The 25,128-nt window shown below is 72.5% G+C and carries 21 protein-coding genes and 1 riboswitch; of the genes, 16 read left to right on the forward strand and 5 right to left on the reverse strand.

The annotated features are described in order from the left end of the window. Positions 1–14: 14 nt before the first annotated feature. Positions 15–575: an NADPH-dependent FMN reductase gene (locus ACQCO7_RS04530; RefSeq protein WP_464070572.1), complete on the forward strand. Its 561-nt coding sequence runs from the start codon at positions 15–17 to the stop codon at positions 573–575. A gap of 105 nt (positions 576–680) precedes the next feature. On the opposite strand, the gene ACQCO7_RS04535 is transcribed toward ACQCO7_RS04530, so the two are convergent. Next, the gene (locus tag ACQCO7_RS04535) at positions 681–1,562 is read right to left on the reverse strand and encodes an LLM class F420-dependent oxidoreductase (protein ID WP_464070573.1); all 882 of its coding nucleotides are present in this window, start codon (positions 1,560–1,562) and stop codon (positions 681–683) included. A 224-nt stretch (positions 1,563–1,786) separates the two neighbouring features. On the opposite strand from ACQCO7_RS04535, the gene ACQCO7_RS04540 reads away from it, so the two are divergent. Together ACQCO7_RS04540 and helR are read left to right on the forward strand one after the other, a co-directional pair. After that, positions 1,787–2,980, forward strand: a complete 1,194-nt coding sequence (locus ACQCO7_RS04540; protein WP_464070574.1) for a nucleotide disphospho-sugar-binding domain-containing protein — start codon at positions 1,787–1,789, stop codon at positions 2,978–2,980. A 24-nt stretch (positions 2,981–3,004) separates the two neighbouring features. Further along, positions 3,005–5,152, forward strand: coding sequence for an RNA polymerase recycling motor ATPase HelR (gene helR, locus ACQCO7_RS04545; RefSeq protein ID WP_464070575.1), 2,148 nt, complete (start codon positions 3,005–3,007; stop codon positions 5,150–5,152). Here the strand turns inward: helR and ACQCO7_RS04550 are convergent. Beyond that, positions 5,121–6,065 (reverse strand): TerC family protein, encoded by a 945-nt coding sequence (locus tag ACQCO7_RS04550; RefSeq protein WP_464070576.1) that lies wholly within the window; start codon positions 6,063–6,065, stop codon positions 5,121–5,123. The two genes, helR and ACQCO7_RS04550, sit on opposite strands and share 32 nt — an antisense overlap. Before the next feature lie 240 nt (positions 6,066–6,305). Between ACQCO7_RS04550 and ACQCO7_RS04555 the strand changes: the two genes are divergently transcribed. From ACQCO7_RS04555 to ACQCO7_RS04570, 4 genes are all read left to right on the forward strand, one after another. Then, entirely contained in the window at positions 6,306–7,283 is a 978-nt protein-coding gene (locus ACQCO7_RS04555) for an alpha/beta hydrolase (protein WP_464070577.1), read from the forward strand. Between the two features lie 63 nt (positions 7,284–7,346). Next, positions 7,347–8,750: a helix-turn-helix domain-containing protein gene (locus ACQCO7_RS04560; protein ID WP_464070578.1), complete on the forward strand. Its 1,404-nt coding sequence runs from the start codon at positions 7,347–7,349 to the stop codon at positions 8,748–8,750. A gap of 129 nt (positions 8,751–8,879) precedes the next feature. Further along, positions 8,880–10,091, forward strand: coding sequence for a sensor histidine kinase (locus tag ACQCO7_RS04565; protein ID WP_464070579.1), 1,212 nt, complete (start codon positions 8,880–8,882; stop codon positions 10,089–10,091). Beyond that, positions 10,088–10,726 (forward strand): response regulator transcription factor, encoded by a 639-nt coding sequence (locus ACQCO7_RS04570; RefSeq protein ID WP_464070580.1) that lies wholly within the window; start codon positions 10,088–10,090, stop codon positions 10,724–10,726. Before ACQCO7_RS04565 ends, ACQCO7_RS04570 begins: the two co-directional genes overlap by 4 nt. Before the next feature lie 24 nt (positions 10,727–10,750). Here the strand turns inward: ACQCO7_RS04570 and ACQCO7_RS04575 are convergent, their stop codons facing one another. Further along, positions 10,751–12,214, reverse strand: a complete 1,464-nt coding sequence (locus tag ACQCO7_RS04575; protein WP_464070581.1) for an MFS transporter — start codon at positions 12,212–12,214, stop codon at positions 10,751–10,753. 117 nt (positions 12,215–12,331) lie between these two features. Between ACQCO7_RS04575 and ACQCO7_RS04580 the strand changes: the two genes are divergently transcribed. Continuing rightward, positions 12,332–12,793, forward strand: coding sequence for a MarR family winged helix-turn-helix transcriptional regulator (locus ACQCO7_RS04580; RefSeq protein ID WP_464070582.1), 462 nt, complete (start codon positions 12,332–12,334; stop codon positions 12,791–12,793). A gap of 203 nt (positions 12,794–12,996) precedes the next feature. On the opposite strand, the gene ACQCO7_RS04585 is transcribed toward ACQCO7_RS04580, so the two are convergent. Next, the gene (locus ACQCO7_RS04585; protein ID WP_464070583.1) at positions 12,997–14,772 is read right to left on the reverse strand and encodes an FAD-binding dehydrogenase; all 1,776 of its coding nucleotides are present in this window, start codon (positions 14,770–14,772) and stop codon (positions 12,997–12,999) included. Positions 14,773–15,016: 244 nt separating this feature from the next. On the opposite strand from ACQCO7_RS04585, the gene ACQCO7_RS04590 reads away from it, so the two are divergent. From ACQCO7_RS04590 to ACQCO7_RS04625, 8 genes are all read left to right on the forward strand, one after another. Beyond that, positions 15,017–16,288, forward strand: coding sequence for a helix-turn-helix domain-containing protein (locus ACQCO7_RS04590; RefSeq protein ID WP_464070584.1), 1,272 nt, complete (start codon positions 15,017–15,019; stop codon positions 16,286–16,288). 183 nt (positions 16,289–16,471) lie between these two features. After that, a complete protein-coding gene (locus tag ACQCO7_RS04595; RefSeq protein WP_464077146.1) occupies positions 16,472–16,993 on the forward strand; it encodes a GNAT family N-acetyltransferase in 522 nt (173 codons plus the stop codon). A 128-nt stretch (positions 16,994–17,121) separates the two neighbouring features. Then, positions 17,122–17,673, forward strand: a complete 552-nt coding sequence (locus ACQCO7_RS04600; RefSeq protein WP_464070585.1) for a GNAT family N-acetyltransferase — start codon at positions 17,122–17,124, stop codon at positions 17,671–17,673. A gap of 57 nt (positions 17,674–17,730) precedes the next feature. Then, a riboswitch (cobalamin riboswitch) is annotated at positions 17,731–17,877 on the forward strand. An 86-nt stretch (positions 17,878–17,963) separates the two neighbouring features. Continuing rightward, positions 17,964–18,980, forward strand: coding sequence for an ABC transporter substrate-binding protein (locus ACQCO7_RS04605; RefSeq protein WP_464070586.1), 1,017 nt, complete (start codon positions 17,964–17,966; stop codon positions 18,978–18,980). Next, on the forward strand, positions 18,977–19,987 hold the full coding sequence (locus ACQCO7_RS04610; protein ID WP_464070587.1) for a FecCD family ABC transporter permease: 1,011 nt from the start codon (positions 18,977–18,979) through the stop codon (positions 19,985–19,987). The genes ACQCO7_RS04605 and ACQCO7_RS04610 overlap by 4 nt, the downstream gene beginning before the upstream one ends. After that, the gene (locus tag ACQCO7_RS04615; protein WP_464070588.1) at positions 19,984–20,754 is read left to right on the forward strand and encodes an ABC transporter ATP-binding protein; all 771 of its coding nucleotides are present in this window, start codon (positions 19,984–19,986) and stop codon (positions 20,752–20,754) included. Before ACQCO7_RS04610 ends, ACQCO7_RS04615 begins: the two co-directional genes overlap by 4 nt. Positions 20,755–20,939: 185 nt before the next feature. Continuing rightward, the gene (locus tag ACQCO7_RS04620) at positions 20,940–21,911 is read left to right on the forward strand and encodes an ACP S-malonyltransferase (RefSeq protein WP_464070589.1); all 972 of its coding nucleotides are present in this window, start codon (positions 20,940–20,942) and stop codon (positions 21,909–21,911) included. Then, positions 21,901–23,553 carry an acyl-CoA dehydrogenase family protein gene (locus ACQCO7_RS04625; RefSeq protein ID WP_464070590.1) on the forward strand — a complete coding sequence of 551 codons (1,653 nt, stop codon included), beginning with the start codon at positions 21,901–21,903 and terminating at the stop codon, positions 23,551–23,553. The genes ACQCO7_RS04620 and ACQCO7_RS04625 overlap by 11 nt, the downstream gene beginning before the upstream one ends. Here ACQCO7_RS04625 and ACQCO7_RS04630 read toward each other — a convergent pair. Continuing rightward, positions 23,457–24,827: a class I adenylate-forming enzyme family protein gene (locus tag ACQCO7_RS04630; protein WP_464070591.1), complete on the reverse strand. Its 1,371-nt coding sequence runs from the start codon at positions 24,825–24,827 to the stop codon at positions 23,457–23,459. The two genes, ACQCO7_RS04625 and ACQCO7_RS04630, sit on opposite strands and share 97 nt — an antisense overlap. Positions 24,828–25,128: the final 301 nt, after the last annotated feature.

Here is a 25,128-nt window from a genome sequence, read left to right on the forward strand (position 1 = left end):
TCCTGGGAGTACCCATGTCTGTCCGTATCCTGGCGCTCGTAGGCAGCCTCCGCGCCGGCTCGACCAACCGTCAGCTCGCCGAGGCCGCTGTCAAGGTCGCTCCCGAGGGCGCCGAGGTCGTGCTGTTCGAGGGCCTCGGCGACGTGCCGTTCTACAACGAGGACATCGACGTCGAGGGCAGCGTCCCGGCCGCCGCCGTGAAGCTGCGCGAGGCCGCCGGCTCCGCCGACGCCTTCCTGTTCTTCTCGCCCGAGTACAACGGCACGATCCCGGCCGTCCTGAAGAACGCCATCGACTGGCTGTCCCGCCCGTACGGCGCCGGCGCCTTCACCGGCAAGCCCGCCGCCGTGGTCGGCACCGCCTTCGGCCAGTTCGGCGGCGTCTGGGCACAGGACGAGGCCCGCAAGGCCGTCGGCATCGCCGGTGGCAAGGTCCTGGAGGACGCCAAGCTCTCCATCCCCGGCTCGCTGACCCGCTTCGCCGAGACCCACCCGTCGGACGACGCCGAGGTCGCGGCACAGCTGGCCGAGGTCATCAGCACCCTGCACGGCGCGACGGAGCCCGCCGCCGCCTGAGGCACGCAGCAGCCGTACCAGGGCCGGAGCCTTTCAGGACCCCCGGCCCGTAAGTGGGGCCGGAGCTTTCCGGAAGAAGCTCCGGCCCCTCTCGCGTGCCCGCGTTCAGTCCAGCTCCGCCAGCCTCGGCGCGACCTGCCCCACGAACCCCTCGATCCACCCAGCCGGGTTCCCGACCGTCGGTCCGAGGATCACCGTCTCGATGCCGAGCTTGCCGTACCCGGCGATGTCCGCGAGGAACGCCTCGACGTCGCCCTCGCCCGCCGCGCCGCCCATGTACGTGATCGTCTTGGTGATCGCGTCGTAGTCCCGGCCCTCCGTCTCGCAGTGCCCGCGCAGCACCTCCAGCTTGTGGCGCACAGACTCCGGGGACGAGGCGAAGAGGTTGCAGGCGTCGCCGTACCGGGCCACCAGCCGCAGCGTCTTCTTCTCGCCCTCGCCGCCGATGAGGATCTCGGGGTGCGGGGCGCTCACCGGCGCCGGAACGCACAGGGTCTCGGCGAGCCGGTAGTGCCGTCCCTCGAAGGGGCCGTTGTTCTCCGGGTCCCACATCTGGAGGGTGATCCGCAGCGTCTCCTCCAGCCGCTCGAAGCGCTCGGCGACCGCCGGGTACGGCACGCCGAGGCCCGCGTGCTCGCGGTCGTACCAGGCCGCGCCGATCCCGAGCCAGGCCCGGCCGCCGGAGAGGACGTCGAGGGTGGTGACGATCTTCGCGAGCAGGCCGGGGTGGCGGTAGGTGACGCCGGTGACGAGCGCCCCGAGCTTGACCGTGGAGGTGTTCGCCGCGAGGAAGCCGAGCGTCATGTACGCCTCCAGCATCGGGTCCTCGGCGCCGCCGTTGAACTCCATCTGGAAGTAGTGGTCCATCACCGACAGACGGCTGACTCCGGCCGCTTCCGCCGCGGCCCCGGCCGCGGCGAGTTCGGCGCCGAGCGCGCCCCCGCCCTCGGGATGGTCGAAACGATTGATGTGCACACCGACGTGCATGGCCCGTCTCCGCTCACCGGACGATCACTGACACGTCCGACGCTATGACTTCGAGCGCTCTCGAAGTCAAGAGAGAAGTGAGGGCAGCAAAAAGGCAAGGAGCCGAACGGCTTTCCTTGCCATGCTCAAGTTATAACGCATGGGGGGCCTTGCGGCAAGGCCCCCTCCGTCCCGCACAATCACCGACCTGACCTGTTCCACCTGCGTAAATGGGGGCTGTGGGAATGCGTGTGCTGTTGATGTCGTACGGATCGCGCGGAGACGTCGAGCCGCTCGCCGCTCTCGCCGCGCGGCTGCGCGCGCGGGGCGCCGGGGTCCGGGTGTGCGTACCGCCGGACGAGGAGTTCGCGCGGCTGCTCGAAACCGTCGGCGCGGAGGTCGTGCCGTTCGGGATGTCGGTGCGGGCCCTGGTGTCGGGCCCGGGGCGGCCGGACCCCTTCGCGACGGCGAAGGCGCTGGTCGCCGAGCACTTCGAGACGGTCGGCGCGGCGGCCGAGGGCTGTGACGTGCTGCTCGCGACGGGGCTGCTGCCCGCCGGGGCGCGGTCGGTGGCCGGCCTGCTCGGGATCCCGTACGTGTTCGCGCTGTTCCAGCCGACCTCGATCCCGTCCCCGGACTACCCGCCGCTGCCGCGTCCGGGCAAGCCGTTCCCGCCGGACGAGAAGGACAACATGGTCCTGTGGGGCCTGGACGGCGAGAAGGTCGACGCCCTGTACGGCGAGGCCCTGAACACCCACCGCGCCAAGCGCGGCCTGCCGCCCCTGACGAACGTCCGCGACCACGTCTTCACCGACCGCCCCTGGCTCGCCGCCGACGAGACGCTCGCCCCGACGGACCGCGACGTCGTCCACACCGGCGCGTGGATCCTGCCCGACAGCCGCCCGCTGCCGGCGGACGTGACGGCGTTCCTGGAGGCCGGGGAGCCGCCCGTGTACGTCGGTTTCGGCAGCATGGCCCTGCGGGACGCGTCCGCCGAGGTCGCCCGCGCGGCCGTCGACGCGGTACGTTCCCAGGGCCGCCGGGTGCTGCTCGCGCGCGGCTGGGCCGAGCTGGCGCCGGTCGACGACCAGCCGGACTGCCACGTCGTCGGCGAGATCAACCACCAGGCCCTGTTCCGCCGGGTCGCCGCCGTCGTCCACCACGGGGGCGCCGGTACGACCACGACGGCCACGCTCGCCGGGGTGCCGCAGGTCGTCGTCCCGCAGATCGTGGACCAGCCCTACTGGGGGTCCCGGGTCGCGGCGCTGGGGATCGGGGCCGCGCACGACGGTCCCGTACCGACGTACGCGTCGCTGTCCGCGGCGCTCGCGACGGCGCTCGCGCCAAAGACGGCCGTACGGGCGAAGGCCGTCGCCCCGACGGTGCGGGCGGACGGGGCGGACGTGGCTGCGAAACTGCTGATCGATGTGGCGGGCTGAGCCACGGAACGTACGGAGCTTTTGATGAACCCCCTCACCAGCAGCGCCTTCGCCCTGCCGGAGCGGTTGGCCGCGAAGGCCGACCCGGCGCTGATCGCCGAGGACGAGCGGCATTTCGCGGCCGTCGCCGAGAGCCTGAAGGCGTCGATCGCGGAGACCTCGCGGCTGCTCGACGCCGAGCTGAAGGCGCCCGGCGGGAGCGGGCAGGCCGCCATGGACCGGGACATCGAGGTGCACCGGCTCGGCGGGCGGCTGCGCACGCTGCGCCGGTTCGGGCTCGACCTGTGCCTCGGGCGGATGGTCACCGACGAGGGGATCGTGTACGTCGGGCGGCTCGGGCTGACCGGCGGGGACGGGCGGCGGCTGCTGATCGACTGGCGCTCCCCCGCCGCCGAGCCGTTCTTCGCGGCGACCCACGCGAACCCGATGGGCCTGGTCTCGCGGCGCCGCTACCGCTGGCACGGCGGGCGGGTCGGCGACTACTGGGACGAGGTGTTCACCAGCGACGGCCTCGAACAGGGCGTCGCGCTCGACGACCAGTCCGCGTTCGTCGCGAGCCTCGGCACCAACCGCTCCGAGCGGATGCGGGACGTCCTCGCGACGATCCAGGCCGACCAGGACGCGATCATCCGCGCCGGTTCGCGCGGCGCGCTCGTCGTGGACGGCGGCCCCGGCACCGGCAAGACCGTCGTCGCCCTGCACCGCACGGCGCACCTGCTGTACGCCGACCCGCGGCTCGGGCACCGGCGCGGCGGCGTCCTGTTCGTCGGCCCGCACCGGCCGTACCTGGACTACGTCTCCGACGTGCTGCCGAGCCTCGGCGAGGAGGGCGTGCAGACCTGCATCGTGCGCGACCTGGTCGCCGAGGGCGCCGCCGCGAAGCCCGAGGGCGACCCGGAGGTGGCCCGTCTCAAGGAGTCGGCGCGGCTGGTGAAGGCCGTCGAGCGGGCGGTGCGGTTCTACGAGGAACCGCCCGCCGAGGGCATGACCCTCGCCCTCGACCGCGTCCTGCTGCCGCTGACCGCCGCCGACTGGGCGGAGGCGTTCGACGCGCCCGAGCCCGGCACCCCGCACAACGAGGGCCGCGAGGAGGTCTGGGCGAAGCTCGTCGAGATCCTCTGGGACAAGTACGAGGGCGACCTCACACCCCAGCTGTTCCAGCGGCTGCTGCGCCAGATCGAGCCGCTGACCTCGGAGCTGTCCCGGGCGTGGCCGCTGATCGAGGCGGCCGACCTGGTCGGCGACCTGTGGACGGTCCCGGCGTACCTGCGGCTGGCCGCGCCCTGGCTCACCCCCGACGACGTACGGCGCCTCCAGCGCGCGGACGCGCACGCGTGGACCGTGTCCGACCTGCCGTACCTCGACGCCGCCCGGCAGCGGCTCGGCGACCCGGGAGCCTCCCGGCGCAGGCGGCGTCAGGAGGCCGAGGCCGCCGCCGAGCGGGAGTACCGGGCGCAGGTCACCGAGAACCTCCAGCGCGGCGACGACGACTGGGAGGGGATGCTGATGTCCATGCTCACCGGCCAGGACCTCCAGAACTCCCTGGCCACCCCGCAGGCGCCGGTCGTCGAACCCGACCTGCTCGCAGGTCCCTTCGCGCACATCGTCGTCGACGAGGCGCAGGAACTCACCGACGCCGAGTGGCAGATGCTGCTCCTGCGGTGCCCGTCCCGGAGCTTCACCATCGTCGGGGACCGGGCGCAGACGCGGCGCGGGTTCACCGAGTCGTGGCAGGAGCGTCTTGAGCGGGTCGGGTTCGACCGGATCGCGCTGGCCTCCCTCAGCGTCAACTACCGGACGCCGGAGGAGATCATGGCGGAGGCCGAGCCCGTGATCCGCGCGGTGCTGCCGGACGCGAACGTGCCGACGTCCGTACGGAGTTCGGGGGTGCCGGTCGCGTACGGCCCGGTGTCCGAGCTGGAGTCGGTGGTCGGCGGGTGGCTCGCCGCGTACGACGAGGGGACGGCCTGCGTCATCGGGGCGCCCTCGTACGCCGGGGACGGCGGGCGGGTGCGGTCGCTGTCGCCGGAACTGGTGAAGGGGCTGGAGTTCGACCTGGTCGTGCTGGTGGATCCGGAGCGGTTCGGGGCTGTGGATCACTACGTCGCGATGACGCGGGCGACCCGGCAGCTCGTCGTCCTCACTGGTTCCTCGTCGCTCGCAGGCTCGTGAACGTCGTCACCGCGAGGACCAGCACGATGAACCCGAGGGAGAACGGGATGCTGATCTCGGGGACGTGGACGCCGGACTCGTGCAGCGCGTGCAGGAACAGCTTCACGCCGATGAAGCCGAGGATGATCGACAGGCCGTAGCTGAGGTGCACCAGCTTCTTCAGCAGGCCGCCGATCAGGAAGTACAGCTGGCGCAGGCCCATCAGCGCGAACGCGTTGGCGGTGAACACGATGTACGGGTCGTCGGTCAGGCCGTAGATCGCGGGGATGGAGTCGAGGGCGAACAGGATGTCCGTCGAGCCGATGGCGAGCATCACGACCAGCATCGGGGTCATGACCTTCTTGCCGTTCTGCTCGATCCACAGCTTGGTGCCGTGGTAGCGGTCGGCGACGCCGAAGCGCTCCTCGACCATCCTGAGCATCTTGCTCTCCTCGTACTCCTCCTCCCCGTGCCCGCCCTTGCGGGCGTCCTGCACGAGTTTCCACGCGGTCCAGATCAGGAAGGCGCCGAAGATGTAGAAGACCCACGAGAACGCGGAGATGATCGCCGCGCCGGCCGCGATGAAGCCGGCGCGCAGGACCAGCGCGACCAGGACGCCGACCATCAGGACGCGCTGCTGGTACTGCGGCGGCACCGCGAACTTGGACATGATCAGGACGAAGACGAAGAGGTTGTCGACGCTGAGGGACTTCTCGGTGATGTACCCGGCGAAGAACTCGCCCGCCGACTGGCCGCCGCCGTAGATCCAGACGCCGACGCCGAACAGGATCGCGAGCACCACCCAGACGACCGTCCAGGTCCCGGCCTCCTTGAGGGAGACCTCGTGCGGCTTTCTGCCGATGAAGAAGTCGACGGCGACCAGGACGCACAGGGCGGCCACGGTCACCAGCCAGACGGTCAGGGTGACGTTCACGGGTTCGGTACTCCTGTTTGCCTGTGGGGGGCTGTGGGGCTTGTGGGGATTCGCCATGATCCTTCAACGGCCGGATTCTTTCCACTCCTGTTTGGTGAACAAGGGGTCACGGGAAGCGATAGGGCCAGCTCATACGGGCTCCACCCGCCGGTCGGCGGGCAGGATCCGCCGGACGGCGGTGAGTCGACAGGCCCTCGGTGGCCGGAACATGGCCTCAGCCCACCCACTTCAGGAGTAGCCATGACGACGATGTCACCGCCGCCCTTCGACCCCGAGCTGTCCGCCGCGCTGGAGGTGATCAAGGACGTCATCGGGCCCAGCATCACCATCGAGGACGTCCGGGCGCTGCGGCGGGGGGAACTGCCCACGGTCCTGGTCCCGGCCGACCTCACCCTAGGCGGCGCGTTCACCGTCGAGGACCGGGTGGTGCCCGGGCCCGAGGGCGCCCCGTCGATCTCCCTCCTGATCTGTACGCCGACGACTCCCCCGCCGGCCCGGCCCCGCGCGGTGATCTACCACACCCACGGCGGCGGCATGGTCCTCGGCGACAACCGCACGGGGGTGGACGGGGTCCTGGAGTGGGCGCGCGAGCTGGACCTCGTCGTGGTCTCGGTGGAGTACCGCCTGGCCCCCGAGCATCCCCACCCGGCGCCGATCGAGGACGTCTACGCCGGGCTGCTGTGGACGGTGTCCCACGCGGAGGACCTGTACGTGGACCCCGAACGCGTGGTGATCGCGGGCGCGAGCGCGGGCGGCGGGCTCACGGCGGCGCTGGCCCTCCTCCTGCGCGACCGCGAGGGGCCGCGCCCTCTCGGCCAGCTCCTGCTGTGCCCGATGCTGGACGACCGCAACGACACGCCGTCGGCGTACCAGATGGAGGGCCGGGGAGTCTGGGACCGCACGTCGAACGACACCGGCTGGACGGCGTTGCTGGGCCCCGACCGAGGCACTGCGGACGTCTCCCCGTACGCCGCCCCGGCCCGCGCCACCGACCTCTCCGGGCTGCCCCCGGCCTTCATCGACGTCGGTTCCGCCGAGACCTTCCGCGACGAGGACGTCACGTACGCGACGCGTATCTGGCAGGCGGGGGGTGCGGCGGAACTCCATGTCTGGCCGGGGGGTTTCCACGGTTTCGACGGGATGGCGCCACAGGCCGCGCTGTCGCAGGCGGCGAAGGGGGCGCAGGTGGGGTGGTTGCGGAGGCTGCTGGCGGAATAGGGGCGGCGTCACCGGGACGTACGGGCTCTGCCGGTCGCCGGAGGGGTGGCGCATCATGGGCGTATGAAAGAGCTGGCCGGGCGGTTGAGTGCGGTGGATCCGGTGGCGGGGGCCGCTGTGGGGGTGATCGCGTACTTCGACCGGTTGACGGAGGCTCGGGCGGGGGTGGAGGCGTTGGTGCGGGGGGCCGCTGTGCTGGCGGGCGTGCCGGTGCGGTTGGTGGACGAGGAGCGGCGGGTCCGGGTACGGGTGGAAGCGAACGGAGTCCGCCAGGACGCCGACACACCACCCGACCCGGCTTGGCCCAGCACCCCGCTCACACCGGGCGGCCGTCCGGCACTGTGGCTGGAGCGCGGGGGCGGTCAGCCTGACGCCGGCAATGCCGCGCCTGGCGATGGTACGAACGGCCTGCCAGGCGTCAGCACGAGCGGCTTGCCCGGCGCCGGCGCAAGCAGCCTGCGCGACGTCGGCGCGAACGGCTCGCCCGGCGCCGACAACGCCCCACCCGACGCTGGCACGAACAGCCTCTCCGACGTCGGCACAAGCAGCCTGCCGGACGTCGGCGTAAACGGCTCGCCCGGCGTCGGCAACGCCCCGCCCGGCGCTGGCACAAGCAGCCTGCCCGGCGCCGGCGCGGACGGCTCGCCCCGTGCTGACACGGCCAGTTCGCCCCGCGTCGGCGCGAACGGCTCGCTCGGTAACCCCGTCGCCGCTCCGCCCAGCGTCGTCGACGCCGTCATTCTGGAGCGCGCGGCAGGTGCCGTGAGTCGGGTTCTGGACCGTACCCGTGGTCGCGCCCCCTCCGACGATCCCGCTCTCGTGGAGACCCTCCTCGACGCCGACGCTCCCGAGCAGGCCCGCCTGCACGCGGGCCGCGGGCTGGGGCTGGCCCCGGGCGTACGGGCCCGTGTGGTCGCCCCGCTGGACGGCGCGCCGTACGTGGTCCGGGTGCCGGTGGGCCAGGAGAGCCGCCCCGCGCTCACCTCCCGGGGTGGTGAAGGTGCCGCGCCGGTCCGAGCCGCTGAGAGCGCCGCAGGCATCCGCGCCGGGGTCGGACCCGCCCTCCCCCTTCTCTCCCTCCCCGATTCCTGGGCCGCCGCCCGTACCGCCCTGCGGTTCACCGCCGAGGACACCGCCGCGGACCCTGGCCCGCGGGTCGTGTACGCCGACGACCTCGGCGGCGTCGCGCTGCTCGCGGAGACGGTCGTGCCGGGTGGTGAACCGCCGCCGGACGTCAGGGCGTTGGAGCGTGCGGCGGTCGAGGCGCCGTGGATGCTGGCGACGTTGCACGCGGTCGCGTTCACGCAGAGCCTGCGGGCCGCGGCGACCGGACTGACCGTCCACCACTCGACGTTGCAGGACAGACTGGCGCACGCGGAACAGTCCCTGGGCTGGCCGGTCCGCACCCCGCAGGGCCGCTTCAGACTCCAACTGGCGCTGACGATGCGGAGACTGGCGAGGCCGTGACCCGTACCCGTCCGCCCCGTCGGACCGATCGGCTGAACGCCGGTTCCTGGCCGACAGGCAGAACTCACAGGGCCCCTACAGCCGCCCGCTAGACTCGGCGCCCCTCCTCCACCGGATCAAGGGGTCTCCGTGTCCGACCGCCGTCCCCCCGCCCCCCGCCGGTCCCTGGACCACCTCGCGCACGGCGCGCTCGCGCTCGTCGTCGTCGCGGGGCTGGTCCGGGCCGCCGCGTACGGGGGCCCGCTGTGCCGCGACATCGTGGTGCTCAGCACGCTGCTGGCGCTGGTGTACGGGGGTGGACTGGCGGCCGGCGGCCGATGGGGCACGGCGGCGCGGCACACCTGGGTGGCCGCGCTGGTCGCCCTGTGGACGGCGCTCGTGCTGCGCGCCCCGGTGACGCTGACCGACGCGTACGTGTGGGCGGCGATCCCACTGGCCTGCGCGGCGCTGCGGGCGCTGGACCGGCGGGCGGCGAGCCTAGCCGTGGGCGTGATCACTGTCTCGCTCGTCGGCCAACTGGTGCGCGACAGCGGTGATTTCACGCCGGAGATGCTGGTGCCGGTGGCGGCGGTGTGGGGGACGGTCGCGCTGTACGGCACGTTGCAGCGGGAGGCGGACCGACGGCGGCTGCTGGTCGAGGAGTTGCGTGCCACGCGCGAGGAGCTGGCCGGGCAGCAGCGCCGGGCCGGGGTGTTGACCGAGCGGGAGCGCATCGCGCGGGACCTGCACGACACGCTGGCGCAGGAACTCGCGGGCGGCGTCATGCTGTTGCAGGCGGCCGAGCGGGACTGGGAGGAGCGTCCGGACGTCGCGCTGACACGTGTCCGGGCGGCGGCGGACGGCCTGCACGCCAACCTCGCGGAGACCCGCCGCATCATCAGCGACCTCACGCCGTCGGCGGTCGCGGAGGCCGGACTCGCGGGCGCGCTGCGGCTGTTGTGCGAGCGCGCGGAGACGGAGGGCGCGGCGGCGCGGGTCCGGTTCCGGACAACGGGCGCCGCGTGCCCGGCACTTGACCAGCAGGGCGCGGCGACGCTGTTCCGGGTCGCGCAGGGCACGCTGGCGAACATCCGTGAGCACGCCCGCGCGGTGAACGTCCACGTCACGCTCCACCAGCGGCCGGACGGCGCGGAGTTGGAGATCCACGACGACGGGCGGGGGTTCGCGCAGCTCCCCGACCGCCCCGGCCCGTCCCGGGGTTTCGGTCTGCCGGCCGCCCGTGCGCGGCTGCGGGAGTGCGGGGGTTCCCTGGACGTGCACAGCGCGCCGGGGCACGGGACGCGGGTGTGCGCGTCGATCCCCGTTCCGGCCGGGAAGGTTCTCGACGAGGTGTCCGGGTGACCGTGCTGCGTCTGCTGCTCGCCGACGACCACACCGTCGTCCGGGCGGGTCTGCGTGCCCTGCTGGAGGGGGAGGCCGATCTCGTCGTCGCCGGGGAGGCGGAGAGCGGCGAGGAAGCGGTGCGGCTGGCGGCCGAGTTGGCGCCGGACGTGGCGCTGATGGACCTGCGGTTCGCGGGGGCCGCCGGGATCGACGGGGTGGAGGCCGTACGCCGGTTGCGGGCGGCGGCTCCCGGGGTGGCCGTGGTGATGCTGACGAGCTACTCCGGACGCGCCGACGTCGTACGGGCGTTGGAGGCGGGGGCCCGGGGGTACGTCCTCAAGGCCGGGCCGCCGCAGGAGCTGTTCCGGGCGGTGCGCGGCGCTGCCGCCGGGGCGCTGGGGCTCGCGCCGGAGCTGGTGGGGGCGCTCGTCGGGGAAGAGCCGGACAGGGAGCGGGAGTTGACGGCGCGTGAGATCGGCGTCGTACGGCTGCTGGCGGAGGGGCGCGGGAACCGGGGGATCGCGGAGGCGCTGTTCCTGAGCGAGGCGACGGTGAAGACGCATCTGGTGCGGATCTACCGGAAGCTGGGGGTCGACAACCGGGCGTCGGCGGTGTCGGAGGCGGTACGGCGGGGTGTGCTGGACCTGTCGTGAAGGCCGGCACACCCCGTCCGTGGATCAGACGCGGGCCTCTTCCGGTTCCTGAGCCGGGTCCGTCTTCTCCGTGCCGTCCGCGACAGGCTTCGGCGCCGGGATGGCCGCCGCGATGCCGGCCGAGACGAGGGCGAGGGCGCCGCCGACCAGCAGGGCCGTACGGAAGCCGGTCTCGGAGGCGAAGGTGAAGCCGCCCAGCGTCGTCGTCATCTGGGAGAGGATCACGCCGATGACGGCCGAGCCGATCGAGGTGCCGAGGGCGCGCATCAGGGTGTTGAAGCCGTTCGCGGCGGCCGTCTCCGACGCCGGGACGCTGCTCATGATGAGCGCGGGCATCGCGCCGTAGGCGAGGCCGACGCCGCTGCTGGTGATGATCGTGACGACCATCAGGCCCGCCGCCGAGCCCATCAGCGCGAGCGAGGCGCCGTACCCGGCCGCGAGGACGAGCGCGCCGCAGACCAGCGTGAACTTGGGGCCGCGCGCGTTCGTGAGCTTTCCGCCGAGCGGCGAGACCAGCATCATCATGACGCCGCCGGGCGCCATCCACAGACCGGCCGCCAGCATCGACTGGCCGAGGCCGTACCCGGTCTCCTTCGGGAACTGGAGGAGCTGCGGCAGGACCAGCATCGACGCGTACATGCCGAAGCCGATGAAGACGGACGCGGCGTTGGTGAGCAGGACGCGGGGGCGGGCCGTCGTCCGGAGGTCGACCAGCGGGTCCTTCGTACGGATCTCCCACCAGCCCCACGCGCCCAGCGCGACGACCGCCGCGGCGAACAGGCCGAGTACCGAGCCGGAGCCCCAGCCCCAGTCGCCGCCCTTCGAGACCGCGAGCAGCAGCGCGACGAGGCCGACGCCGAGACCGATCGCGCCGGGCGCGTCGAAGCGCTGGCCCTTCGCGCCCGCCGGGACGTCCGGGATCAGGAACCAGATCAGTACGGCCACGGCCGCCGCCAGCGTCGCCGAGCCCCAGAACAGGACGCGCCAGCTCGCGTACTCCGCGACCGCCGCGGCGATCGGCAGACCGATCGCGCCGCCGATCCCCATCGACGCGCTGACCAGGGCTATCGAGCCGCTCAGCTTCTCCGTCGGGACGACGTCCCGCAGCAGGGCGATGCCGAGGGGGACCACGCCCATGCCCATGCCCTGGAGGCCCCGGCCGACGATCATCGTGACCACGTCGGAGGCCAGCGCGCACACGACCGAGCCGACGACCAGCGGGATCGAGCAGGCCAGCAGCATCGGGCGTTTGCCGACGAGGTCGCCCAGGCGGCCGACCACCGGGACGCACACCGCCGAGACCAGCAGGGTGACCGTGATCACCCACGCCGCGTTCGACGACGTCGTGTCCAGGATCTTCGGCAGCTCCGCGATCAGCGGGGTGACCAGCGTCTGCATGATCGCCGCGGTCGTGCCGGCGAAGGCCAGCGTGGCGATCACGGCGCCCGAGCGGGCCGTGGGCTGGGCCGTGGGCTGGGGGGCGTCCATTCAGGACTCCGCTTTCTCTCAGGGGGTGAAGGGTGCCAGAGGGTGAAGGATGTGCATCGTACATGCCATATGTATCAAGCATGTGATCTGTCGTTCGCCGTGTGCCAGGATTGATCCATGGAGACGCCCACTCATCAGGTCGAGTACGAGCAGATGCTGCTCAGCCGCCACTCGTTCATGAGCAAGCGGGGTGGTCGGCGGACCGACGGGGTGATGGAACGCAGCGCGTACATCATGCTGAGCCGGATCCGGATGCAGGGGCCCATGTCGATCGGGGAGTTGAGTGAGGCGTTCGCCTTGGACGCGTCGACGTTGAACCGGCAGACCGCTGCGGCGTCCCGTGCGGGGCTGTTGGAGCGGATCCCCGACCCGGCCGGGGGGATGGCCCGGAAGTTCCGGCTCACGGAGGAGGGTGAGCGGCTGCTGGATCAGGAACGCACGGGGATCGTCGAGGTGTTGGACCGGGTGATGGGGGATTGGCCGGATGAGGACATTGCCGCGTTCGCGGGGTATTTGAGGCGGTTCAACAACGGGATCGAGGCGATCGGGGGACGACCGTGGCCGAGGGAGGGGCAGTAGTTCGGCTGCGGGTGCGCTGTGGCTGGTCGCGCAGTTCCCCGCGCCCCTGAAGGATCGGCGGCAAAGCCGCCGCCTTCAGGGGCGACGTGCGTGGGCTCGCAATAGTTACAGCCCGGCCCTCGGGAAAAGACCGGCGCTCGCGCCGTCTTTTCAGGGGCGCGGGGAACTGCGCGACCAGCCACGACGCTCCCGCGGTCGGCCTCCTAGATCGCCGCCGCTGCCGCCTTCCCCGCCTGGCGGCCCGAGAACAGGCAGCCTCCCAGGAACGTCCCCTCCAGCGAGCGGTAGCCGTGGACACCGCCTCCGCCGAAGCCCGCCACCTCACCCGCCGCGTACAGGCCGGGAATCGGGGACCCGGCCGCGTTCAGCACCCGGCCCGAGAGATCCGTCTGGAGGCCGCCCAGCGTCTTGCGCGTCAGGATGTTCAAGTGGACCGCGATCAACGGACCCGCCGACGGGTCCAGGATCTTGTGCGCCGACGCCGTACGACTCAGGCTGTCCCCCGGGTAGGTGAGCGCGTTGCGGATGCCCATCACCTGGACGTCCTTCGTGTACGGGTTGTCGATCTCCCGGTCGCGCGCCTCGATCTGGCGTTTCAGGTCCGGCAGGTCGATCAGGTTCTCGCCGGTCAACTTGTTCATCCCCGCGACCAGTTCGGGCAGCGTCGACGCGACCACGAAGTCCGCGCCCTTCTCCTTGAACCTCTCGATCGGCTCGGGGGACTGCCAGATACGGGAGAGGAGTTTCCAGACGTCCTTGTTCGTGAGGTCGGGATTCTGCTCCGAACCCGAGAGCGCGAACTCCTTCGCCAGGATCTTCTGCGTCGTCACGAACCAGGAGTAGTCGTACCCGGAGTCGGTGATGGACTTGAGGGTGTGGAGGGTGTCGTACCCGGGAAGGTCGGGCGTGTCGAAACGCCGCCCCTTCGCGTCGAACCACATCGAGGACGGCCCGGGAAGGATACGGATACCGTGGCCGGGCCAGATGGGCGCGTAGTTGCGGAGCCCCTCCGTGTAGTGCCACATGCGGTCGGGATTGACGATGCGGCCCCCGGCCTTCTGGGTGATCCCGAGCATGCGGCCGTCGACGTGCGCGGGCACCCCCGTGATCATCGACTTCGGTGGATTCCCCATCCGCGCGGGCCAGTTGGCCCGTACGAGGTCATGGTTCGCGCCGATCCCACCGGACGTGACGACGACAACGGGCGCACGCAGCTCGAAGTCCCCGACGACGGTACGCGAACTGGCCGTCCCCCGGGCCGCGTTGGAGGGCTCCAGGAGAGCACCCCGCACACCGGTGACCGTACCGTTCGTGACGACGAGTTCATCGACCCGGTGCCGGAACCTGAACGTGACCTTCCCGGCGGAGACCCCCGCGCGGACCTTCTTCTCGAAGGGTTCGACGACGGCGGGCCCGGTACCCCACGTGACGTGGAAGCGCGGTACGGAGTTCCCGTGCCCGGTCGCGAGACCGCCCCCGCGCTCGGCCCACCCGACGATCGGGAACCACTGGACGCCGAGCCCGGCGAGCCAGGACCGCTTCTCGCCGGACGCGAAGTCCACGTACGCCTCGGCCCACTTGTACGCCCAGTGGTCCTGCCCGGCGGGGTCGGTGATCCCCCGGTCGAAACCGGCCGTACCGAGCCAGTCCTGCCACGCGAGGTCGCGGCTGTCCTTGATGCCCATCAGCCGCTGCTCGGCGGAGTCGACGAGGAACAGCCCGCCGAACGACCAGAACGCCTGCCCGCCGAGGCTCGCCTCGGGCTCCTGGTCGAGCAGCAGCACCTTCCGCCCGGCGGCGACGAGTTCGGACGTGGCGACGAGACCGGCGAGACCGTGCCCGACGACGATCGCGTCCGCGTCCTGCGCCTCGGCGGCGAACGACGGCGCGGCGAGGGACTGCGCGAGGGCGGCACCGGCGACGACACCGCCGGCCACGGTCATCACGCGACGGCGGGAGGGGTGCTCCACAGGCTCCATGTGCTTCCTTCCGGGTACGGCTCGCGGCGAAGCGAGACGCGCGGGGACGGGGAGGGGTGCTGCGGGGTACGGCAGGTGCGGCTGGGGTGCCGCAGTGAGGGTGTCGCGGCCCGACCCACCCCTGTTACCTTCAGTAGCCCACAGGAAATCAAGTCGTCACCCTGATCCGGTAGTGGCCGGGCGGCAACAGGAACTCCCCTTTGTTGTGGCCCGGACACAGCGTCCGGACGAGCGAAGGGGGCCCATGAGCGTCCGCCACGGACCCGAACCGGTCGCCGGGATCCTGCGCGGCATGGCCGACGACACGGACGTGTGCCGTGAACTCGTCACGGCGGCCCGCAGGCGCTCCCCCGAACTGGCGCGCCTCACCGAGGAGGAGACCCGCTCGCACGCGACGGCGATGCTGCGGGCGGCGGGGGCGTGGTTCGCGGCGCTGGAACACCCGGACCCGCTCACGGCATCCGGCGCCCCCAACTCCCCCGGCTCACCCGACTCTTTCGGCTCCTCCGATCCCTTCAGCCCACCCGGCCCCCTCGGCTCTTTCGACTTCCCCGACTCCCTCGATGAACAGGACTTCACCGCCGCCCTGTTGCTCGGCGCCGACCGTGCCGCCCAGGGTGTCCCGATGACCGTCGTCCTGCGCGGCGTCCAGGCGGCCCTCACCCGTGCGGCCGAGATCACCGTCGACCGCTGCCGCTCGGCCGGTGTCCCGGACCGGGCCCAACTCCACGTCGTCCTGCGCCTGAAGGAGTACGGCGACGCGGTGGAACGCCAGGTCATCAACGGCTACCGCGCGGCCGAACGCGAGACCCCGCGCGGAACCGGCGCCGCCCGGAACCGCCTCCTGCGCCAGGTGCTGCTGGGCGGCGCGCTCCCCCCGCTCTCCGAACTGACCCGTGCCGGTATCCGACCCGGCGCCGACGGCCTCTACCACTGCCTGGCCGCGGACCACACCACCCTCCCCGCTGTCCCCGCGGCAACGGCCTTCCTGGACGGCCGGCTTGCCGCCCTCTCTCCCCTCCCCCCGACCCCGGACCAGCTCGAACCCGGCGCCTTGGTCGTCGTATCCCCGGCCGCTCCGCTGGCAGACCTCCCCGAGCTGTACCGCCTGTGCGTCAGGGCGGTTGACCTGCTCCGTCACCAGAGCCGCCCCGGCCTCCACGAACTCACCGACCTGGCGGCGGAGTTGGCCCTCTCCGAACAGCCCCTGCTGGGCGCCTATGTGACGGCCCGTCTCCTGGCCGCCCTCGACCCCACCGACGACTTCCACCGCCAACTCGCGCTGACCGCGCTGACGTTCCTGGACCTGGGCCGCCGCCTCGACCAGACCGCCGCCGCACTCTTCACCCATCCCAACACCATCCGCTACCGCCTGGCCCGCCTCCAGCAGATCACGGGAAGCTCCCTGGGCAGCGGACCGGGCGGCCACACGGAAACGCTGCACTGGTGGTGGGCGTTGACGACATGGCTGGGCGGGGAACGAGCGGTGGACGCGTCGTACGAGGACGCCGGTTAGCCCAGCGGCGCTCCCACTCCCACAGGGGGCTCCGCCGGTGATCGACGGCGAGATCCTCACCGAGCGGTCCGACGCGTTCGATCGCTTCGGGGATGCGGGGATCGCCGTACACAGGTCCATGGTGTGTGTTCCCCCTACGATCGGGGTCCGACGACAGGACAGGAGACGTGAGGGGTGAACGGGATGTCGGCGGAGCCGGTCCGTACCGCGCGGCTGGAGCTGCTGCCGCTGCGGGTCGAGTACGCCGAGGAGATGGCGGAGGTGCTGGCCGACCCGGCGTTGCACGCGTTCATCGGCGGGGCGCCGCAGACGGTGGACGAACTGCGGGCGCGGTACGGACGCTTGGTCACAGGGTCTCCCGAGCCGGACGTCTCCTGGCTGAACTGGGTGGTCCGGCTCCGGGAGAAGGGGTGTCTGGTCGGCACGGTTCAGGCAACGGTCACGAACTCCGCCGAAGGACTCCTCGCCGAGGTCGCGTGGGTCGTGGGGACGCCGTGGCAGGGACGGGGGATCGCGGGTGAGGCGGCTCGGGGGCTGGTGGGGTGGCTCGGCGGGATGTCGGTGCGTACGGTCGTCGCGCATGTCCACCCCGAGCACGCCGCGTCCGCTGCCGTGGCGGCGGGGGCGGGGCTCGTGGCCACCGGGGAGTGGCACGAGGGCGAGATGCGGTGGCGGAGGAGGATGACGGCCGAGGGGGATGCGTGAGCTGGAGTCCGTCGGTCTATCGGTTCGCCGAGGGCGGGGACGACCGGCCCGACGTTCCGGGAGGCGCTCACCCGGCGCCTGGGGAAAACCCGAAGCGCCGGTCGTTCCCCGGGAGTTACGTTGCTCCGATGACCTCCCTCACCACCGACCGCCTCCACCTCCGCCTCTTCACCCCGGACGATCTCGACGACCTGTACGCGTACCAAGGGCTGCCCGAGGTCGCGCGTTATCTGTACCGGCCGCCGCTCGGCCGGGAGCAGTGCGCCGAGAGTCTGGCCCGCCGCGCCAAGGGGTCGTCCTGGAGCGAGGACGGCGACAGTCTGGTCCTGGCGGTGTGCCGGCGAGGCGAACCCGGGGTCGTGGGGGAGATCGTTCTCAAGCTGGCGAGCGCGAACGCCCGGCAGACCGAGATCGGCTGGGTCTTCAACCCCGCGCACAGCGGCCGGGGTTACGCCACGGAGGCGGCCCGCGCGGGAACCGTCCTGGCCTTCGGCGAGCTGCGCACCCACCGCCTCTACGCCCGCATCGACACCCTGAACACCGGTTCCGTACGCATCGCCGAGCGTCTCGGCATGCGCCGCGAGGCCCACTTGATCGAGAACGACCTCAACGGGGAGAGCTGGGGCAGCGAGTACGTGTACGCGATGCTGGCGCGGGAGTGGGAGAGCGAGCAGGGGTGAGAACCCGCGCCCCCTCCCCCGCGTGATAACTTCCCAGGGCCAGTCGAACCCACGTGCGTCCACGTGAACGCACGAGGTCAGGGAATCCGGTGGAACTCCGGAGCTGACGCGCAGCGGTGAGGGTGACGGGCGGGACAGCAAGGCCACTGGACGGTTCGTCCGGGAAGGCGTCCCGGCTGGACGATCCCGAGTCCGAAGACCTGCTGGCGGCCTCCGGCCGGAGACGCGGTCGGGGGTGCGACCGTACGACCGGGCTTCGCGTACGAGCCCTCGACGCCGAAGGAAGCTCTGTGCGACTCGCACGTCCTGCCGTACTGGCCCTTGCATCCGCTGTCCTCGTCGCGGGGTGCGGAACGTCCTCCTCCGACGAGAAGGCGTCCGCGACCGACGCCGTCACCCTCACCAACTGCGGCCGGAAGGTCACCGTCGACAGCCCGCCCAAGCGCGCGGTCTCCCTCAACCAGGGCACCACGGAGATCATGCTCTCCCTGGGCCTCGCGGACCGCATGGCCGGCACGGCGACCTGGACGGACCCGGTGTCCAAGGGCCTGGAGAAGGAGAACGCGAAGGTCGAGCGCCTCGCGGACAACGCCCCTTCGCTGGAGACGGTCCTGGACGCGGAACCGGACTTCGTGGCGGCCTCGTTCGCGTCGACGCTCGGCAAGGGTGGCGTGGCCCCGAGGGACCAGTTCGAGAAGCTGGGCGTGCCGACGTACCTGTCCCCCTCGGACTGTGTCGGCAAGGACAACGACGGGGACGGCGACGGTGCCCGCACGCAGCCGCTGTCGATCGACACGATCTACGGCGAAGTCCTGGACCTGGCAAGGATCTTCGGCGTCGAGGAGCGCGGCGAGAAGCTGGTCGCGGACCTCAAGGCACGCGTACAGAAGGCGACTTCGGGGCTGAAGGCCCAAGACGTCACCCTGCTCTACTGGTTCGCGAACTCCCAGTCCCCCTACCTCGCGGGCTGTTGCGGAGCCCCCGGCGTCATCACCCGCGCGCTGGGCGCGAAGAACGTCTTCGACGACACCAAGGACGAATGGCCGCAGGTGAGTTGGGAGACGGTGGCGGACCGCGACCCGGCGGTCCTGGTGATCGGCGACCTCACCCGCAAGCAGCAGACGGCGGAGACGGCCGCGAAGAAGATCGAGTTCCTGGAGTCGAACCCGGCGACGAAGAACATGACGGCGGTGAAGGAGAAGCGCTACGTCCTGCTGTCGGGCCAGGCCATGAACCCCACGATCCGTACGGTCGAGGGCATCGAGAAGGTCGCGGCGGCGCTGCGGACGTACGGCCTCGGCAAGTGACCCGGGGTCTCCTGCTGGGTGCGGGCGGCCTCGCGCTGCTGGCCGCGTCGGTCGCGCTGGCGATCACGATCGGCCCGGCGGACATCGCGGTCGCGGACGTGTGGGCGTCGGTCGCGTCCCATCTGGGCTGGGGCCACACGGAGTTGAGCCCCCTGCGGGACGGCATCGTGTGGAACCTGCGCCTCCCGCGCACGCTCCTGGCGGCGGTGTGCGGCGCCGGGCTCGCGGTGTGCGGCGCGGTGATGCAGTCGCTGCTGCGCAATCCGCTCGCGGACCCCTTCGTCCTCGGCGTCTCCTCGGGCGCGTCGACGGGCGCGGTCGTCATCGTCGTCCTCGGCGCGGGCGGCGGCCTGATCTCGGTGTCGGGCGGCGCGTTCATCGGCGCGGTGCTGTCGTTCGGCCTGGTCCTGCTGCTGAGCCACACGCTGGGCGGTACGACGGACCGGGTGGTCCTCGCGGGGGTCGCGGCGATGCAGCTCTTCTCGGCGCTGACGTCGTTCATCGTGATGACGGCGGCGGACGCGGAGACCACGAGGGGCATCCTGTTCTGGCTGCTGGGCTCGCTGAGCGGCGCGGACTGGACGGACGTCGCCGTCGGTACGGCGATCCTCGCGGCGGCGCTGCTGGTCTGCGTCGGCCGGGCCCGCACGCTGGACGCGTTCGCGTTCGGCCAGGACGCGGCGATGTCGCTGGGCGTCTCGGTGGCCCGTACCCGCCTGATCCTGCTCTGTACGACGGCCCTGCTGACGGCGGCCCTGGTCAGCTCGGCGGGTGCGATCGGCTTCGTCGGCCTGGTCCTCCCGCACGCGACCCGCGCGCTCACCGGCCCCGGCCACACCCGCCTCCTCCCGGCGACGGCGCTGGCGGGCGCGGTGTTCCTGGTCTGGGTGGACACGCTGGCCCGCACGGTGCTGGCCCCGCAGGAGGTCCCGGTGGGGGTCGTGACGTCCCTGATCGGGGTCCCGGCGTTCGTGGCGGTGCTGTACCGGACGAAGGGCGCGCGATGACCGGCCTGCACGCGGACCGTGTCTCCCGCAGGGCGGGCGGCACCCTCATCCTCGACGGCGTCACCCTCACCCCCCGCCCCGGCCGGGTCACCGGCCTCCTCGGCCCGAACGGCTCCGGCAAGTCCACGCTCCTGCGCATCCTCGCGGGCGTCCTCACCCCCGACACCGGCGCGGTCACCCTGGACGGCCGCGCCCTCGCCGAGGTGGGCCGCCGGCAGCTCGCCCGCCGGGTCGCCATCGTCGAGCAACAGGCGGACACCCAGGTCGCGTTGACGGTCGTGGACGTCGTACGTCTCGGCCGGATCCCGCACCGCCGCGCGTGGACCCCGGCCGCGCCGGGCGACGAGGACGCGGTCCGTACGGCGCTGGAGCGCACCGGCCTCACCGACAAGGCGGACCGCCCGTGGCACTCCCTGTCGGGAGGCGAGCGCCAGCGGGTGCACATCGCCCGCGCGCTCGCGCAGGACCCCCGCGAACTCCTTCTCGACGAACCCACCAACCACCTGGACATCCAGCACCAGTTGGCCCTGATGGCCCTGATCACGGAGCTGAAGGTCACCACGATCGTCGCCCTGCACGACCTCAACCTCGCGGCGATGTACTGCGACCGCCTCGCCGTCCTCAAACAGGGCCACGTCGTCGCGACCGGCACTCCCCGCGAGGTCCTGACGGAGTCGCTCGTGGCGGACGTGTACGGGGTGCGCGCGGCGGTCACCGACGAGGCGCCGGACGGACGGCCGCACATCCGGTTCCTCGGGCCGGTGTGAACGGGGCTGTGTGAGCGGGGCTGCGTGAACGGGGCCGTGTGAGCGGGGCGCACGTGCCGCGACCTTCGTGAAGTCCGGCGTGCGCGCCCTCGTCGCTCCCCTGTGCCGCCGCGCGCTCTGCCACCGCCGGTCGGCGCTGTGCTGAGGTCTCAGAGACACAGTCGGCCGAGTTGGGAGTCGCCGTGGTGAGCGATCGGATGGTGGTCCACGCCTTCGCCGGGCAGGGGGATTTCACACTGGCGCCGCTGCTCAGAGCGCTGGACGCGCAGGACGTCGTGGAGGAGGCGCTGGAGGAGGTCGCCGCCGAAGGCGACCCGGTGGCCGGGGAGTTCGGGGTGGCGCCGGTCGTCTCCCGGCTGCTGAGCGGGGAGTTGAGGAGTTCGCGGGAGCTGGCGGACGGCCCGGTGGGGACGCCGCAGTACGCGCTGTTCGCGTGCTCGGTCGCCGTGCACAGGGCGCTGTGCCGTTCGGGTCTCGCCCCGGACCGGGTGGTCGGGATGAGCTTCGGCGACATCGCGGCCTGCGTCGCGGCGGGCATCCTGGACGTCGCGGACGGCACGCGCGTCGCCTGCCTGGTGGCCCGCGCGCTGACCGGCCACCCCGGCGGCATGCTCCTGGTCGAACCCCCGGTGACGGACGGCGACCTGGAGGCCGAGGCGCACCGGCTCCTGGCCGCCCTGGACCTCCCCGGCCTGACGCTGGCCTGCGTCAACGACGACCGCCGCGTCATCCTCACCGGCTCCTCGGACGCGGTCGGCCTCGCCGAGCAGCTCCTCCTCGGCCTCGCCCTGCCGGCCGTCCGGCTCCGGCTGCCGTTCCTGTGCCACCACCCCGAACTGGAGGACGACGCCCGGCAGTTCGTCGACGCCATCCGGGACGTCCGGGTCGAGGTGGCTCAACTTCCCGTCTACTCGTCCCTGTTGGGCAGGGCGTACCGCCCGGACGACGACGTGCGCGAGGTCCTGTCGTACGGCCTGACGCGGCCCGCCCGGCTGCCGGGGGTGCTGCGGCAGTCGGTGGACGGCGGTCCGGCGATGCTGCTGGAGGCCGGTACGGGGAGCGCGCTCACCCGCAGCGCGCGGGAGTTGTTCGCGCAGGAGGACGTGGCGACGGTGGACGGGTTCGCGTGGGTCACGGGGGTGCCGCATGGCCGGTGAACATGACGTGGCGTCAGCCCTGTTGCGGCGCGCGGCGGTTCTGGGCGACGCCGGGCGACTCCTGGGCGACATCGACCGGTTGGCCGAGGTCCAGGCCGAGGCGGCGGTCCGGCAGCCCGCGCTGTACATGGCGTTGGTCAACCACTACGTCCTGTGCCTCAACGCGGTCGTCAGCTTCGGCATGGACGACGCCTGTCTCAAGCCGTACCGGGCGGCGCTGGAGGGGGGCGTGGCCAAGGGCGTGTTCCTGGTGACGGAGGTGGGGCGCGCGGGCAGTCACCTCGGGGCGCGGACGACCGCCGAATTCGACGTCATGACACGGGAGTTCGTGCTCGACACCCCGGACGCGGACGCCCTCAAGTTCTCCAGCGTGACGCCCGACGGGCCGCCGACGTACGGCGCGGTCATCGCGCGGGCTGTCGTCGAGGGGGTGGACCGGGGGACGTTCGCGTTCCTCGTCGACCTCACCGACGGCGAGCGGGCGGCGCCGGGCGTGGAGATCTCGGGGCCGCTGACGGCGAGCGCGCTGCCGCTGGCGTACGGGCTGATCCGGTTCCGGAACTGCCGGGTGCCGTACGGGCGTTGGCTGTCGGACGGGGCGTGGATCGACCCGGACGGACGGTTCACCGATCCCGTGGGCTCACCCGGCGCGCGGCTGCGGCGGACCCTGTCCGTGGGGCAGGCGCTGTGGGCGACGGTTCCCTCCGCGATGGCCGCGATGTCCCGGCGGGCGGCGGTCACCGCGCTCCGGTTCGCGGAGCGCCGTACGACGCCGTCGGGGGCGGCGCTGCTGGACCATCTCACGCATCAGCGGGCCCTGTTGGGGGCGTTGTCGGGGGCGTACGCGCTGTCGTGCGCGGCGGACGCGGCGCTGAAGGCGTGGCGGCGGAAGGCGTCGGGCTCCGCCGCGCCCAAGGCCGCGCTCTCGCCGTGGGTCGCCGTGGACGCGTCGCTCGCGCTGCTGAAGGCCGGGGCGACGGAGGAGGCCGTACGGGTCGTCGAGGTGTGCCGGCGGCACTGCGGACTCGCCGGGTTTCTCGACGTCAACCTGTTGGAGGGGTATCTCGGGGCCGCGCAGGCGTTCACCGTGGCGGGCGGGGACAACGCGCTGATCTTCGTGGACACGGGGCGGGCGGGGCTCGGCGTGAGCGGCGAAGAGCCGGTGATCCCGGGCGGGTTGACCGACCCGGGCTGGTGGCCGGGCGTGGCCCGCGCGCAGGAACTGCGGCTCGCGGCGGACGCCGTACCCGGCGACCTCCCGCGCCTCAGGGACCTCGGCGAGGCGGCGGCGGCTTCGCTGCTGGCGCGTGCGCTCACCGGTCACCCCCTCGCCGTCCTGTACGGCCTCCTCCAGGCCGACCGCGCGGCGGGCCGCCTCGTCGCGACCGGCGTTCTCGGCCCGGACGACGTACGCGCGCTCCCGCAGGCGATCGACCGGCTGTGCGAGGAGCTGATGCCGCAACTACCCGCCCTGATCGACGAGTTCGACAGCCAGGATGCCGCTCCCCCGCTCGGCGCCCCCGACTACGCCAGCGCCCTCTGGGATCACTTCGCGAACTCGTTGGCCCGAGGCTCCCGTACCACCACGTCGCACGGGAACTCCACCCTGAGCAGCACCTCCTTCAGCCGCCGCGTCACCTGATCGCGGATCGTCTGGCTGGCCTCCCGCGCGGTGACGTGCAGCCGGTACCGCTGCCGGCCGATCCCGCCACGGCCGGTGTCGGTCTGCACGATCTCGGTCCGCACATGCAGCACCCCCGGCAGCGCGCCCACCAACTCCCGTACCCAGCGCAGGGATACGCGGTCCCCGTTGATGACGACGAAGTCGGCGATGCGTCCGCAGAAGAACAGGTGTCCGCTCTCGTCGACGCGGAAGACGTCCCCCGTGGCGACCGTGTCGGCCGCGACCAGCCCCCGCCGTCCGGCGGTCCCGTGGCCCACGCGCCGGACCATCGCGCTCGGCGTCGTGACCAGGAGTTCGCCTCTGACGCCCTCGCCGCGCACGGCGACCTCGACGCCGGGCAGGGGGAGGCCGACGGAGGTGTAGCGCTCGGGGGGTGCGCGGTGCGCGGCGAGGGTGGAGACGCGCGGGCCCGCCTCGGTGAGGCCGTACGTGAGGTACAGCTCGCCGCCCCGGTGCCGGGCCAGGAGTTCCTTGACGTGGGTGGCCTCCAGGGAGTCGCCGCCGACGGTCAGCACCCGTAAGGGGGAGGGGAGTTCGTAGGTGTCGTCGAGGAACGAGCGGACCAGGGACGGGGACAGCGAGGACACGGTCACGCCGTGCCGGCGCAGGCCCTCGCGGTAGGCGCCGGGCGCGAACGGGGGGCCGCTGAGCACGAGCCGCGCGCCGGTCGCGATCCCGGCGAGGGCCTGCGCGACCAGCGCGAAGGAGTAGTGCAGCGGCAGGTTGAGCCAGACGGTGTCGGTGCCGCGCAGCCCGATCGCGTCCGCGTGCCGGCGCGCGTTGTCGAACAGTGCGGCGACCCGGTGCAGACAGCCGCCGGCCGTCCCGGAGGTCGCGGAGGTCATGACGATCGCCTGGCCGGGTTCGTAGGCGTGCGGGTGGGCGGTGGCTATGCGGCGTACGACGAGGTCGGGGGTGGTCGTCGCGAGCGCGGCGGCGCCGAGCGCGTCGGCGATGATGCGGCGCCGGTGCTCGGGGCAGGCGCGGGGCAGCAGGACGGGCACGAGGCCCGCGTAGTGGGCGGCGAGGAACGCGGTGAGCTGGGTGTGCGGGTCGGGGACGGCGATGAGGACCGGGCTGCCGGGCGGGAGCGCGGCGGCCACGAACGCCTCCCGCACGTCCGTGAGCCGCCGCCGGCGCACCGGCTGCCCGGCGTCGGTGTCGACCCGGTCGCTGAGATAGTCGGCCACCTGGTCCTCGGGCGGGACGAGCATGAGGGTGCTCAACGTCAACTGCCTTTCGTGGTCGGCATGGTGAGACGCAGCAGTCGTACGCGGGTGACGCGTCCGCCGGGAACGCCTGGGACCGCCCGACGGGCAGGAGAGAGGTGGGGGAAGGAGAGATCGTCCCCAAGTCAAACCACCTGCTCGCCGCATGTAAAGGACGCGTGGTCGGCATTGCGGCGCGCGCGGACGCCCCTGCGACCCCGGCCCGCCGGGGGCGCCCCGGTGGGTGCGCCCCCGGCTCGCGGGCCGGGTGAAGTGAGCCGTACTGCTTCGCGTGTGCCTCGCACGCCGTCGGGGTGCTGTGCGA

This window comes from Streptomyces saintjeani, assembly GCF_055409605.1.